This window comes from Bradyrhizobium sp. CCBAU 11430 (assembly GCF_028128855.1).
GTDB classification, from domain to species: domain Bacteria; phylum Pseudomonadota; class Alphaproteobacteria; order Rhizobiales; family Xanthobacteraceae; genus Bradyrhizobium; species Bradyrhizobium ottawaense.
Genome location: NZ_LBJV01000063.1, coordinates 1 through 13,123, shown reverse-complemented (window position 1 = coordinate 13,123; position 13,123 = coordinate 1). Strand labels below are relative to the sequence as shown.

12 protein-coding genes and 1 pseudogene are annotated in these 13,123 nt (G+C 64.9%); 3 read left to right on the top strand and 10 right to left on the bottom strand.

The features are described from left to right. From XI04_RS22355 to XI04_RS22335, 5 genes are all read right to left on the bottom strand, one after another. A complete protein-coding gene (locus XI04_RS22355; RefSeq protein ID WP_271609428.1) occupies positions 1-1,800 on the bottom strand; it encodes a cache domain-containing protein in 1,800 nt (599 codons plus the stop codon). An 8-nt stretch (positions 1,801-1,808) separates the two neighbouring features. Further along, positions 1,809-2,780: an ABC transporter substrate-binding protein gene (locus XI04_RS22350; protein WP_028144867.1), complete on the bottom strand. Its 972-nt coding sequence runs from the start codon at positions 2,778-2,780 to the stop codon at positions 1,809-1,811. A 377-nt stretch (positions 2,781-3,157) separates the two neighbouring features. Further along, positions 3,158-5,416, bottom strand: a complete 2,259-nt coding sequence (locus XI04_RS22345) for a CHASE3 domain-containing protein (protein ID WP_028144866.1) — start codon at positions 5,414-5,416, stop codon at positions 3,158-3,160. After that, positions 5,413-5,835 carry a response regulator gene (locus XI04_RS22340; protein ID WP_028144865.1) on the bottom strand — a complete coding sequence of 141 codons (423 nt, stop codon included), beginning with the start codon at positions 5,833-5,835 and terminating at the stop codon, positions 5,413-5,415. Before XI04_RS22340 ends, XI04_RS22345 begins: the two co-directional genes overlap by 4 nt. Before the next feature lie 445 nt (positions 5,836-6,280). Continuing rightward, a complete protein-coding gene (locus tag XI04_RS22335; protein WP_271609426.1) occupies positions 6,281-6,946 on the bottom strand; it encodes a BA14K family protein in 666 nt (221 codons plus the stop codon). A 243-nt stretch (positions 6,947-7,189) separates the two neighbouring features. On the opposite strand from XI04_RS22335, the gene XI04_RS22330 reads away from it, so the two are divergent. Then, the gene (locus tag XI04_RS22330; RefSeq protein ID WP_028144863.1) at positions 7,190-7,597 is read left to right on the top strand and encodes an NADH:ubiquinone oxidoreductase subunit NDUFA12; all 408 of its coding nucleotides are present in this window, start codon (positions 7,190-7,192) and stop codon (positions 7,595-7,597) included. Positions 7,598-8,100: 503 nt separating this feature from the next. Here the strand turns inward: XI04_RS22330 and XI04_RS22325 are convergent. Then, positions 8,101-8,787, bottom strand: a complete 687-nt coding sequence (locus XI04_RS22325) for a DJ-1/PfpI family protein (protein ID WP_271609425.1) — start codon at positions 8,785-8,787, stop codon at positions 8,101-8,103. Positions 8,788-8,882: 95 nt separating this feature from the next. Between XI04_RS22325 and XI04_RS22320 the strand changes: the two genes are divergently transcribed. After that, positions 8,883-9,821, top strand: a complete 939-nt coding sequence (locus XI04_RS22320; RefSeq protein ID WP_038970181.1) for a GlxA family transcriptional regulator — start codon at positions 8,883-8,885, stop codon at positions 9,819-9,821. On the opposite strand, the gene XI04_RS22315 is transcribed toward XI04_RS22320, so the two are convergent. The 4 genes from XI04_RS22315 to XI04_RS22300 all read right to left on the bottom strand — a co-directional run bounded on the left by XI04_RS22315 (position 9,818) and on the right by XI04_RS22300 (position 12,556). After that, positions 9,818-10,816, bottom strand: coding sequence for a Na+-dependent transporter (locus XI04_RS22315; protein WP_271611578.1), 999 nt, complete (start codon positions 10,814-10,816; stop codon positions 9,818-9,820). The genes XI04_RS22320 and XI04_RS22315 overlap by 4 nt on opposite strands. 37 nt (positions 10,817-10,853) lie before the next feature. Beyond that, positions 10,854-11,264 carry a type II toxin-antitoxin system VapC family toxin gene (locus XI04_RS22310; RefSeq protein ID WP_028144859.1) on the bottom strand — a complete coding sequence of 137 codons (411 nt, stop codon included), beginning with the start codon at positions 11,262-11,264 and terminating at the stop codon, positions 10,854-10,856. Beyond that, on the bottom strand, positions 11,264-11,521 hold the full coding sequence (locus tag XI04_RS22305) for a type II toxin-antitoxin system Phd/YefM family antitoxin (RefSeq protein ID WP_028144858.1): 258 nt from the start codon (positions 11,519-11,521) through the stop codon (positions 11,264-11,266). The genes XI04_RS22310 and XI04_RS22305 overlap by 1 nt, the downstream gene beginning before the upstream one ends. A gap of 87 nt (positions 11,522-11,608) precedes the next feature. Continuing rightward, entirely contained in the window at positions 11,609-12,556 is a 948-nt protein-coding gene (locus tag XI04_RS22300; RefSeq protein ID WP_271609423.1) for an alpha/beta hydrolase, read from the bottom strand. 206 nt (positions 12,557-12,762) lie between these two features. On the opposite strand from XI04_RS22300, the pseudogene XI04_RS22295 reads away from it, so the two are divergent. After that, positions 12,763-13,123, top strand: a pseudogene (locus XI04_RS22295) (DUF2155 domain-containing protein); the annotation flags it as partial.

Sequence of the window (13,123 nt, the reverse complement as noted above, 5' to 3'; positions counted from 1 at the left end):
TCAGTGGTCCTGAGGCTCTTTCTCTCGCCGGTGTTGTCTCGAGCCCGGCGGTTTCAACGGCAGGTCAGCAGGTGCGACAGCAAAGACTTCGAGGGCCTGGTCGTAGCCTTTGATGGTCCGCTGTCCGAGCGATGCCAACGGAACGCTATCCCTTACCCTTCCAGCGATAGTGGGATCAGCCAGGATCTGCGCGTCCTTCGCGAGATTGCAGAGCCGCGACGCCAAATTCACCACGGCTCCCATCGCCGTGTAGTCCAGCCGACCGTTATAACCAACCGTTCCTACCGTTGCCGGTCCCATGGCAACGCCCACACCAAAGCCGATCGCGTGGCCGGCGTCGCACCATTTGCCGGCAAGGGACTGCACCGTCATTTGCAGGTCAATCGCGAGTCGGACCGCTTGAGTTGCCGGCTGTTCGCATGCGACCGGGGCATTGACCAGGAGCATGACTCCGTCGCCATCAAAGCCGATGAGCGTTGCCTCGTGACGAGTCGTCACGGCGCCGACGGCCTCGTAGTACTCTCGCATGACGGCCATGATGACATCGGGTTCATTGCGCGTGGAGAACGCCGTGAAGCCGCGTAAGTCGCCAAAAATGACAGCTACTTCGCGTCGCTGCCCTTCGAGCAGTTCATGAGAATGCTCGACCAATTCGGCGACCTGTGATGGCAGGAACTGCTTCAGCCGTTCGATCCGCACAGATTTCTGCTGCGAGATCGCCAGTTCAGAAGCCATTTCATTGAAGCGCAACGCCAGTTGCTGCAACTCGTCACCGCTGAAGATTTTGATGCGATGCTCGAATTGTCCGGTTCTGATCCGCTCCACGCCCTCTTCCAGTTGCTTGATCGGGCCGGACATTCTGTGCGCGCGCCAATAGGCGAGCGCCAGCGCGATGAGAACACCAAAGGCAATGAGAATTGACGAGCGCCACAACGCCGCGCGAATTGATGCAAAGGCTTCCGAGGCCGGCTGCATCGCGATCACCGTCCATCCCACATCGGCGGCCTGAACGGATAGCGCCAGCACCGGGTTGCCTTGGTCCCCGGTTATCACCGCCGCTTCGCTCGCCGCGCCGGCGAGATGCTTGATCCGGCCGAAACTGCCCGAGCTGGCGCGGCCGCGCAGGACCAGACTGATATCGGGATGTGCGATCAGATGACCGGAATCATCGACAACAATGGCGTAGCCGGTCTCGCCAATTCTAATGGCTGCGATGACATCCCAGATCAGCTTCAGATTGACCTCGGCGATCGCAACCCCCGCGGCCGGCAGGCTCCCAGCAACCGCGATCCTCATGTAGGGCTCTGAATCTCGCTGGTACTGAACCGGTCCGTACCAAACCTTGTTGGCGCGTGCGCCCAGAACAGCGGGATCCGTAGACATATCAATGCCGCGCCCGGTCCTGTTCAGATGCAGCCTGGAAACAAAGATCCGTTCGGTACCGGTCTCATCCAGAAGCGAAACCGAAACGATTGCGGGCACCTGCTGGAGGAGGCGCAAGGCATCGATCTTATGTTGCGCATCGTCTCCGGCAGACCAGGGAAGCTGCACCATCCAACCCAGCTGATCTCGGATGCCATCGGTGAACGCCTCGATCCTGTCGGACGCCGCGCGAGCATCGGCCTGCAGCACCGCGCTGATCTGGCGGCGCTGGTCTCGGTAACCGAAAGAAGCCTCGACGGCCGCGCCGAGTATCAGAGGCACGACCGCAGCGACAAACAACGTCGCGAAGTACTTGCAGAACAGCGAGCGACGCGGGGGCATCGTACACGAAGAGGGCTGCGCAGCACCGTCCGACATAACTACTCTCAGGAGATCACCTTGCTGGCGCGAAACAGGATCGACGACACATCCAGGTCCGTACCCAGAAGCCTGGCTGTCTTCAGATTGACTGCCAGTTCAAACTTCTCGGGGCGCATCACCGGAAGATCTGACGGATTTTCACCGCGCAGGATGCGATCGGCATAAGTGGCAAGCCGAAAATAGGTCGTGCGCTGGTTTGCGCCGTAACTCAAGAGACCTCCAGCGTCACAATATTCTGACCAGCCAAACATCGAAGGCAGCCGGTGCGCGATTGCAAACTCCGCGATCTTCGCACGATGCACCAGCGTCACAGCATCGGGAAACACGAGGAGAGCATCCGCGTCCACCTTGCCGGCAGCCATCAACCCATTCTCGATTTCGCGAGCGCCACAGAACGGAACGTAGGCTGCCTCGATGCCGAGTTTCCGGCACGACTCCAAAGTCGCACGCCATTCCAATGGCTCTCCCGGATGATCCGTGTTCGAGAAGACCGCCAGTTTTCGCAGCTTTGGATAAATGTCCTTGAGCAGCTCAACGCGCTTTCCTGCCAGCTCGAGCGACAGGAATGTGCTGCCGGTGAAATTGGTGCCGGGGTGAGCAAGGCTCTTCACCACACCCAAAGCGACGGGGTCACCGCTCAGTGCAAACAGTACGGGGATGTCGGTGACCGCAGTCATGACGCGTGTCGCCGGACCGCCCGAGACCACAAGGTCGATATCCCCTCGCTGCAACTCGGAGACGATCTTGCGCAGTGCCTGCGGATCTCCGGGGGCATAATGCGTCTCGAAGGTTACGGTCTTGCCCTCGACGTATCCCAGCGCGCGCATTCCCTCGCGAAAGCCGTCCAGGAAGGGATCCGGTTCGGACTGAGTCGAGACCCAGAAGATACGATGCAGCTTGGCTCCGCCCTGCGCCCGCGCGATCGCAGGCCAGGCCAGTCCTCCACCAATCAACAAGATGAACTCTCGTCTCTTCATGCGAGCACCTGTCGAAGCTGCGCCGTCAATTCCGGCCGCAGACCAAGATCCTAGCTGTGCATCCGGTGACTGCGCTCGGTATCGCGCTCCGCGAGCGGACTGTCGCGACATCGGCTCCAACATTTGTCGCCGAGAGCATGCTCAGAGATTGGGCTGGTGAGACGATTTGTCCTTGAGATGCGCTTGATTTTTGCTTGAGACCGGCCCGATCGAGATCAAATCGGCCTTACTCGTTCACGGCGCGGTGTCTAAACACCTCGGGCGCGGATCCGGGCTAGCCACGGCGTCTCAAGAGACAACCGGAACTCACATCCTGAGCCAGTGCCCTCGCCCCGTTATATGGTGTGACTGGCAACGCGCCTTCGGTAGTTCACGCGTTAGCTCGCCGTCATCGTCCCGCCATTCAGCGCCTTCCTGATCATCTCGGCGAGCTGGTTGCGGCGATAGGGCTTTGTCAGCAGCATCACGCCGTCGTCGAGCTTGCCGTGATGGACGATGGCGTTGTCGGTGTAGCCGGAGGTGTAAAGCACCTTCACACCCGGCCGCAGCTTGGCCACCTCGTCGGCGAGGTCGCGCCCGCTCATGCCGCCGGGGATGACGACGTCGGTGAAGAGGAGATCGAACGGCTGGCCGGCCTCGATCAATTCCAGCGCGGATTTGCCGTCGGGCGCGGCAATCGTCTTGTAGCCGAGGCTCTCGAGCTGCGCGGTGACGAAGTTGCGCACGAGGTTGTCGTCCTCGACGACGAAGATGGTCTCGGCGCCGCCCTCGACCTGCGGCGCGACGGCCGCGGCCACGTCCGCCGTGCCTTCGCCCGGCGGCAGATAGAGCTTGATCGTGGTGCCGTGGTTTTCCTCGCTGTAGATCTTGATGTGGCCGCCGGACTGCTTGACGAAACCGTAGACCATGGAGAGGCCGAGGCCCGATCCCTTGCCGACCTCCTTGGTGGTGAAGAAGGGCTCGAACGCCTTCAGCTGGATATCGGGCGACATGCCGGTGCCGGTGTCGCTGACGGCGAGCATGACGTAGGGGCCGGCCACCACGTCCGCATGGGCCTGCGCATAGGCCTCATCCAGCACGACGCGGTGGGTCTCCAGCAGCAGCTTGCCGCCGTTCGGCATGGCGTCGCGCGCGTTGATCGCCATGTTGAGCACGGCGTTGGTGAGCCGGGACGGATCGATATGCGCGGTCATCGGCCCCTGTTCCAGCACGGTCTCGATCTGGATCTGCTCGCCGAGGGTGGGACGCAGGAGTTTCGCGATGTCGGCGATCGCGGCGTTGATCTCGACGTTGCGCGGCTGCAGGGGCTGCCTGCGCGCGAACGCGAGCAGATGCTGGATCAGCTCGGCGCAGCGCTCGGCGGCATCGTCGATCAGCTGCGCCGCGCGCTGAAGCTCGGGCTGCTGTTTCAGGCTCGCCACCAGCGTCTCGGTGTTGCCGGAGATCACGGTCAGCATGTTGTTGAAGTCGTGAGCGACGCCTCCGGTCAACTTGCCGATCGCGTCCAGCTTCTGCGACTGGTACAGCTGCCGCTCGGTCTCGCGCGACATGGTCGCGTCGTGATAGACCAGCACCGCGCCGGAGATGTCGCCTTGGCCGTCCAGCATCGGCCGGCCGCTGATCATGAGATGGCGGGGAGGATTGCCGCTGTGCGGGCGGACGATCATCTCCAGATCCTCGAACTGCTCGCCGCGCAGCACGCGCACCGAGGGCAGCTCGCTGGCCTTCATCGGCGTGACGCCATCGCCGTGAAACACATCCGACATCGCGCGCAGATTGCGCAGGTTCATGCCGGCGCGATGCAGCAGCATGCGCTCCGCGGCCGGATTGGACAGCAGGACGTTGCCTTCGGCGTCGATGACCAGCACCGCCTCCGCCATGCTGTGAAACGTGCTTTGCAGCACGTTGATCGACAGGCGCAGCTCGTCATGCGCGGTCACCAGATGCTCGGTGCGCTCGGCGACCGCCGCCGCGAGCGCATCCTTGGCGGCCGTGGTCTCAGTCAGCGTGCTCTGCAGCTGCACCGTGGCGCGCTGGCTCTCGCGCATCACCAGCGCCACCAGCAGCAGGATCAGCACGGCGCCGGCGACGTCGATGCCGAGCAGCACGATGCCGGTACGGCGTGAATCCTGGGAGCGCGCGGTGAGCAGGCGTTCTTCATCCGCGCTCAGATGGTCGAGATTGCCCATCACCGTGTCCATCAGACCGCGGCCCTCGGCCTTGCTGTTGAGCGCGGTAATGCCGGCCTGGTCGTTCGCCGCGCGCAGGCGCATCGCTTCGGCGGCGATCTCGACCCGGCGCAGCGCCAGCGGCTCGGTGCCCTCCAGCAGCGCGACCTGATCGGGATTGTCGCGCACGCCGCGCTTCAGCTCGGCCAGCGCCGGTGCGATCTGGACCCGCACGCCCTGAAACTCGTCGGCGAGCGTCTGGCTGCGATAGAGCTCGTAGCCGCGTGCGGCGCTCTCGGCGCGGCGCAGCAGCACGCGCAGATCGGAGATCTTCTTCTGCACCTGGACGGTGTGATTGACCCACGTCGCGTCGGACCGCGACTTGACGTCGAGGGCGATCGAGGCCGCGGTGATGATCAGGAGGATGGCAAGTCCAGCACCGAGAATGACGCGCTGCGTTGGAATCAAGGGGCTTCTTTCTTGTCCTTCGGCTGTGCGCTCTCGCCCGGACCGGCGAGACATTCCCGGATCGTGGTCAGCAGCGCGTCCGGCGTGAACGGCTTGCGCAGGCAGCGCGTTGCGCCGAGCTCCAGCGCCATGCGGAGGAAATCGGGAGAGGGCGAGGCGGATGAGGCGAAGGCATAGCCGGACATTGCGATCAGCGGAGTAGCTGGCGCGCGCTCGTGAAAGATGCGGATGGACTCGAAGCCGCGCATATGCGGCATGAAGATATCAACGAGCATCACCTCAAAGGCCTGCGCTTCCAGCGCAGCCAGTCCTGTTTCGCCGCCGTCGGCCAGCGTGACGTCGAAGCCCTGACGTTGGAGGAGGACCTCGATGGTCGCGCCGACCATCGGATCGTCATCAACCACGAGAATACGCGGCATGACACTTCCCAGTAATCGAAGTCCCCACTGTGATTGGTGATATCCGCGAATCGTGCCTCGGGTCAATTTTGGATTGGATCGGGGTAGATATGCACGGTGCGGTGCATAGGGTTGCGGCGCGTGTTCCCTCTCTTATTTCGGCCCGCGTCATCTATGCGTCATGGTTCGCGCGAAGGCGCACGCGGCGCGCGAAGTGCGAGCAGCTTCGATGAAAGGTTGAAGCAAAGTCGAGGGGATCGCGAGGCCGAACGCGATCGGCAAGACAACAATCGGACACTGGTCAAGACAACGGCGCGCCCCGAAACGGGCCATGGCCGCTTCATCCCTCGGCAGGGCGTCCCGGGAGTGACTGGCGAAATGCAGTGGCTCGCAGAACAGACATGGGCGGCGCCGGCCATCACCGGTGCCGCCCATGCGACTTGTTGTATCGATTGTTCAGGCCGTCTTACGGGCAGGGATGCCGCTGGCCGTCATAACCGAGATAGGTGCCCGAAGCCGGGTCGTATGATTTGTAGCGCTGCGCGCAATAGGCCGGGTCGCCGCCGCTATCCGGGACCACCGCCACGGACGGCTCATCATAGTAGCTGTCGCCATAGTAGTAGGGGTCATCGTAATAGCCGCCGCCGTAATAGGCATACGAGCCGAGGCCACCGATCGCCGCACCGGCCGCGAAGCCCGGCCAGAAGCCGCCGCGACGATGATGATGATGCCAGCCTCCGCCGCTCCAGTTGCCGCCGCGGCCTTGCCAGGTGCCGCCGTTGGCGGCTGCAAAGTTGCGGCTGACGCCACCGGTGAAGGACGTGCCGCCGCCCGGACGTACCGCTGGGCCGGCCGCGAAGTTGCCGCCACCTCCCTGCAACGCGGGGCCGCCGCCAATTCGTGCTCCGCCACCGAAGCCGCCGCCGCCCATGCGCGCGCCGCCGCCACCACCGAAGTGAGCGCCGCCGCCACCGCCACCGCCGATGTGAGCACCACCACCACCACCGCCGACGTGGCCGCCACCACCGCCGCCACGGCCACCGCCGCCCGGCCCCTGTGCAAAGCTCGGTGAGGTCATGGGTAGAACGAGCGCCAGCGCTGCGGCGGCACTCAAAACTTTCAGACTTTTCATGATAAAACTCCTTTCCCGGAAGCAAACCCTATGAAAGGGCTGGGGTTCCTGGGATCACGCCGGTTTGCGCGTGAACGGAGCCTCGCTCTCAATGGCTGTACCCGGCATGAACGGATCGCGTCCGATTTGCGGCAGCGTTCCTGGCGAGCCCGGCGCATTTGCCGAGGGCGCCGCCGTCCCGCCGAACTGGACATTTCGCCGCCCGGATGGCATCAGGACCCGACGAAGCAGGGCCCTTGCCGCATGAAACAATTCTTCCTCAAGTTCTTCACCTGGTGGAATGGCCAGACTTTTGGCACCCAGCTCTGGACCAAGCGGTACGGAGAGCTGGTCGGCCAGGACGAGCAGGGCAATCTCTACTATCGCACCCGCGGCGGGGCGGTCGATCCGACGCTCGGCTTTGAGCGACGCTGGGTGGTCTATAACGGCTATGCGGAAGCCAGCCGGATCCCCCCGTCCTGGCACGGCTGGATTCATCACGTCGTCGATGTGCCACCGACCGAGGCCAACTATCAGCCGCGCGAATGGGAAAAGCCGCACCAGCCGAATCTCACCGGCACGGCAAAGGCCTATCGGCCCTCGGGCTCGACCCTGGCCAGCGGCAAGCGTCCGAAGGCGACCGGCGACTATCAGCCCTGGACGCCTGGCTAGGCTTTCCGTCCTCCTTCGACTCTCGATCGTTCGGTTGGATGCACGCGCATCCGACTCACCTTGCTGTGGACAACGGGAACAGCGGGGACGGCGTCTGCGCGGACATTGCGGCCAGGCAAGCCATGCGGCTCAATGACTCCATCTTACGGAGATGGGAGACCATCGCGTTCGGTTCGGGCAACAGTTCGCGACTGTCCCGAGATGCAGCGGCCGCCGAGTAAGGACTCGATCGGGAGATAGGCCCCCGGTCTGGAAGTTCCGAAATCGCCCGATGGAATGTGCAGCCGCCGTAAGACAGGAAAGGCCGCTTGGGAAACCGAGCGGCCTTTTTCTTTTGGGGGGACCAGCACGACGGTCACTGCCCCGGACGCTGCCCGGCACGAAGTGAAGCGCTGCAGAGCCGGGGCCCATGCTGCAGCGACCCGTGTAGCCCCTGGGTCCCGGCTCTGCGCAGCAGCGTTGCTCGCTGCAGCGCGTCCGGGACACGCGAGCATCGGCCCGCGCTAGTTCACCCGCTCCGCCGCACGCTTGACCGCTTCCAGGCGCCGCGCCTGGTTTTGCGCGCCGCGCTCTCTCAGCAAGGCCAAGACTTCAGCGGGCGCCGTATCGGGCGAGCCCGAATTGAAGGGCGGGGCGGGGTTGTATTCCATCTGGAGCTGGATTGCCTCCGCCGTGGTGCGATCGACCATGAGGGAGACCAGCGTCAGCGCGAAATCGATTCCCGCGGTGACGCCGCCGCCGGTGATGCGATTGCGGTCGACGCAGACGCGTGTCTTGGTCGGCATGGCGCCGAACTGGCCGAGCATCTCGATCGCGCTCCAATGGGTGGCGGCGCGGTAGCCCTTCAACAGGCCGGCGGCGCCGAGCGCAAGCGATCCCGTGCAGACCGAGGTCACGTATTTTGCGCCTTCGGCCTGCTTGCGCAGGAAATCCAGCACCTCTTCATCGTTGAGCAAGTCGTTGGTGCCGCCGCCGCCGGGAACGCAGATCACGTCGAGCTGCGGGCAGTCGGCGAACGTCGTGGTCGGTGTCAGCGTCAGCACGGAATCGCTCGGCACCGGCTCGATCCGCTTCCAGATCAGGTGCAGCTTGGCGCCGGGCACCATGGAGAACACCTGCAAGGGACCGGTGAAGTCGAGCTGGGTGACGCGCGCAAATACCAGAAGACCGATCTGGAGCGGTGACGACATCGGCAGGTCCTCCAAAGATGAGCTTGACGTGCGAAGACTGGCATGGTGCGGTTGTGTCTGAAATGGCGTAATTCCCTCTATTTCGGACATACCCTATGATCGGCATCCTGATCTTCCCGGATTTCCAGCTGCTCGATGCGGCCGGCCCGATCTCGGTGTTCGAGGTCGCGGCGCGCTGCACCGGCAAGACGCTTGCGCTGCGCGTGCTGGCCGCGAGCGCGGGACTGGTGCGCAGCTCGTCGGGCGTCGAGATGATGGCGCGTGATTTCAAGTCGGCGAATGCGATCACGACGCTGGTGATCGCGGGCGGCGCGGGCGTTGCGGATGCCGCGCGCTGCGAGGTCACGCGCGCCTTCGTGCAGCGGCTGGCGCGGCGCGGCGTGCGCATGGCGAGCGTCTGCTCGGGCGCCTATGTGCTGGCCGAGGCGGGGCTGCTCGACGGCCGCCGCGCCACCACGCATTGGGGGCGGACGCGCGATTTCGTCGCGCGCTATCCGAAGGTGAAGTTCGAGCCGGACCAGATCTTCACCCGCGACGGCAATGTCTGGACGTCGGCAGGAATTACGGCGGGCATCGATCTGGCGCTCGCGATGGTCACCGAGGACCATGGCGAGGAGATCGCGCAGGCAGCCGCGCGGCAGCTCGTGCTCTACCATCGCCGCAGCGGCGGGCAGTCGCAGTTCTCCTCCCTGCTGGAGCTGAAGACGCCGAACGGCCGATTTGGCGCGCTGTTGTCCTGGGCGCGCGAAAATCTCGAGGCGCCGCTGACGGTGGAGGACCTCGCAGATCGTGCCGGCATGAGCGCACGGCATTTCGCCCGCGCGTTCGCCGCCGAGACCGGCGCGACGCCGTCGAAGGCGATCGAGCGGCTGCGGCTCGAAGTCGCGCGCGAGCGCGTGCAGTCCTCGCGCGAGGCGATCGAGCTGGTCGCTGAGGCGACCGGCTTCGGCGATCCCGAGCGCATGCGGCGCGCCTTCATCCGCGCCTTCGGCCAGCCGCCGCAGGCGCTGCGGCGCGCGGCGAGGGCGGGTTAGGGGGTGCTTGTCGCAGCAGAGCTGGAGGTGTTCGCGCGTACCGTCAGGCGCCGCGCGATCGGCATCAGCATGTAAGGCGCAAGGTGAATCGGAAACTGCGTCATCGCGAAATAGAGCCAGGTGGTGGGCGGTAATGCGCCGGCCGTAGCCGCCAGCATCAGGCCGAGATTGCGCTGTGACACCATCAGCCCAAGCGCCAGCGCGCGCTCATAGCCGATGCGGCGGAATAGCAGCGTGGTGATCGCGAGCAGGGTGAAATAGATCGCGAACGAGAGAGCTGCGAGGCCGAGGGTGAACAGCGGCTGTGTGATGAGGTCGCTGACGACATCGCCCATGATCGCAGCAGCGAAGATGAAGAGGATGATGATGTTGAGGCCGTCGATCGGCGTCTTGTGACGCTGGATTGCCGCCGCGCCGAAGAGCCATCTGATGGCGGTCGCCGCCAGCAGCGATGCTGCGAGGATGCCGAGCAGTTTCAGGCCGAGCGTCAACGGCGTGACGCTGAGCATGTCGCCGAGGAAGAGGCCGGCGAATAGCGAGGCCGTGAAGGGCACCAGCGCGGTCGAGGTCACCAGCGTGATCAGCACGAGCGTGGCATCGAGACCCATCAGTGCGGCCAGGGCCGGGGAGGCCATCATCGGCGAGGCCATGCTCTGGAGCATCAGTGCGAGCGAAAGCCCGGGGGCGCGAGCCGTGAGCCCGGTTGCGTGGGCGATCAATCCGACGATCAGCGGCACGCCGATCGTGGTCCAGGCCGTGGCGGTTGCAACCAGCGCCGGCCGGCGCAAATGGCCGTAGAGGGCGGCCAGATCGACCCGCATGAAGGAGATGCAGAGCAGGCACAGGATCGCCTCGGTCAGATAGGGACGCAGCAGCGCGCCGAGCGGTGGCACCGCAGCCGCGATGAAGACGACAGCGGCGACTCCGCGCGTGCCCTGGCTGCCGAGCCATGTCAGGCCGCGCATGGGGAGGGCATGTAGGAGAGCAGGGTGCATTTTGGCGTCCGGGAGAGCAACTCGAGAGCTTGGCTGGCTACTTGCCTTCAAATGGATTTACGACGCGAACTCCCGTAGGCTCAAAGTCCGAGACATTGCGCGTCACGACAGTAAGTCCATGCTCGAGCGCGGTGGCGGCAATCATGAGATCTGCGCTGTCATTGCCGAGCGCGGCGCTGAGAGCTCCCCAGCGACGCGCGGTCTGGAGGTCAAACGGCAAGACCTGTGTGCCGTAGAGAGCGAGAACGCGATCCAGCCAGGTGGCGAGCGCATCGGCAAAGCTCGGATCTGCAGCGCGCTGACGTTCGATTCCGCGTTCGATTTCGCCGATGCTGACGACGCTGAGGAAAAGATCTGCCGTTCGCTGCCGCTCCATCCAGGCGACCACCGACGGGTTGCGTCTGGTCCGACGCAGCTCGGACAGCGTGACGGTGTCGAGCAGAAACATCAGAGGCCGATGTCACGATCCGCGACACGCGCGCGCGGAAATTCCCCGTCGTCTTGCGGCATTTCAAGAAGCAGATCGGTCAGAGAGGGCGCCCGAGCGCGTTGCAGCTCCTGCAAGCGTTCAAACTCTGCGGCATTCAAGATCACCACAGCGGGTTTGCCATGCCGCGTCACCGTTTGCGGTGCGCGCTGCGCCGCATGGACCACCTCGCTGAAGCGGTTTTTTGCATCCTGCACCGACCAGACTCGCTTGGTCATACTCAGACTTTCTAGCTAGAAATTCTGGCTAGAATATGCGCCTCCTGGCGGCTCTGGTCAAGGACGAAGCCAATGCTCGCGGCGTTGCTATCCCAATCCCTTCAGCCACGCGCCGATCTCGTCGACGGCGATGTTGGCTTGTTGCAGCAGCTTGCCCATGGTGAAGAAGCCATGGAATTGGCCGGGATAGTGCTTGGTCGTGACGGATATGCCGGCCTGCTTCAGCCGCTCGGCATATTCGTCGCCTTCGTCGCGCAGCGGGTCGGCGCCGGCGGTCAGCACATAGGCCGGCGGCAGGCCGGCAAGGTCTTGCGCACGTGCCGGTGAAGCGCGCCAGTCATGGATGTCGGCGGCGCCATTGAGGTAGTGGTCGCGAAACCAGCGGATCACCGAATGCGTCAGCAGCACGCTGGTCTCGGGCTCGCTGTGGGAGCCGTGCGTCATGGCGAAATCGGTGGCGGGGTAGATCAGCACCTGGCCCGCGAGTGCGGGGCCGCCAGCTTCACGCGCGGCGAGCGCAACGACCGCGGTGAGGTTGCCGCCGGCGCTGTCGCCGCCGATCGACAGGCGCGAGGCGTCGATGCCGAGCTCGCGCGCGTTCGCGGCGACCCATCGGGTCGCGGCGATGGCGTCCTCGGTAGCCGCGGGAAACTTGTGCTCGGGCGCGAGGCGGTAGTCGACCGAGATCACGATCAGCGCGCCGGCGTGGGCCAACTGGCGGCAGACGACGTCGTGGGAATCGAGATCGCCGATCACCCAGCCGCCGCCGTGGAAGAACATCAGCGCCGGCGATAGGCCGTCGTGCCGGCGCGGCTCCTTCGGCACGTAGAGGCGGGCGGGGATCACCCCGTGCGGCGCCGGGATCGATAGCGGCGTGGCGCGCGCGAGCTCAGGCGGCTCGGGGTTGGTGGCAAAGCGCGCCTGAGCATAATAGGCGCGCGCTTCCGGCGCTGTCAGCGTCTCGTAGGCGGGGCGGCCGGCCTCCTGGAAAGCCTTGTAGACGGCGGCGGCATCGGGATCGAGCACAACGGGCATGGAGGGGGGCACCTCGGGGGTTCCGGTTATCGTTGAATGTCATTTTCGGGCGATGCCCGCCTCGCGCCCCTGGGAGGGCTTTCCGACTATCCCACCGGTCGGCCGCCCTGGCCAGCGGACGGCGGGCAGGGCAGGGATGCCGCCCTTCCCCCGCCGTATTCCCCGTGTTAACCGGAGGGCCTGCGAGCGGCGGTATCCCCTGTAGAATGTCCAACAAGCCCGATTCGCTGTTGAAGCCGCGCGAGATGTTTCGAACCATTACCCTGACAGGTCTTGCGGCGCTTTTGGCCGCCACCGCGCTGACGGCTGCGACGCCGTCTCAGGCGCAGATCGGCACGATCTTTTCCGATCCGCCGCCGCTGCGCCCGCCCGGCAACATTCCACGCGGCCAGCCCCAGCCGCAGCAGATCCCCGACGACGACGAAGAGGTGCCGGAGCTGCCGCCGCAGGGCCGCGTGCTGCCGTCGCGCCCGATGCCGCCGCCGCCGGGCCGGCAGGGCAACGTGATGCCAGGGCCGGTCGAGACCCAGCCGCTGGCGCCGCCGCCGGGCTCCACCGTCGCTCCGC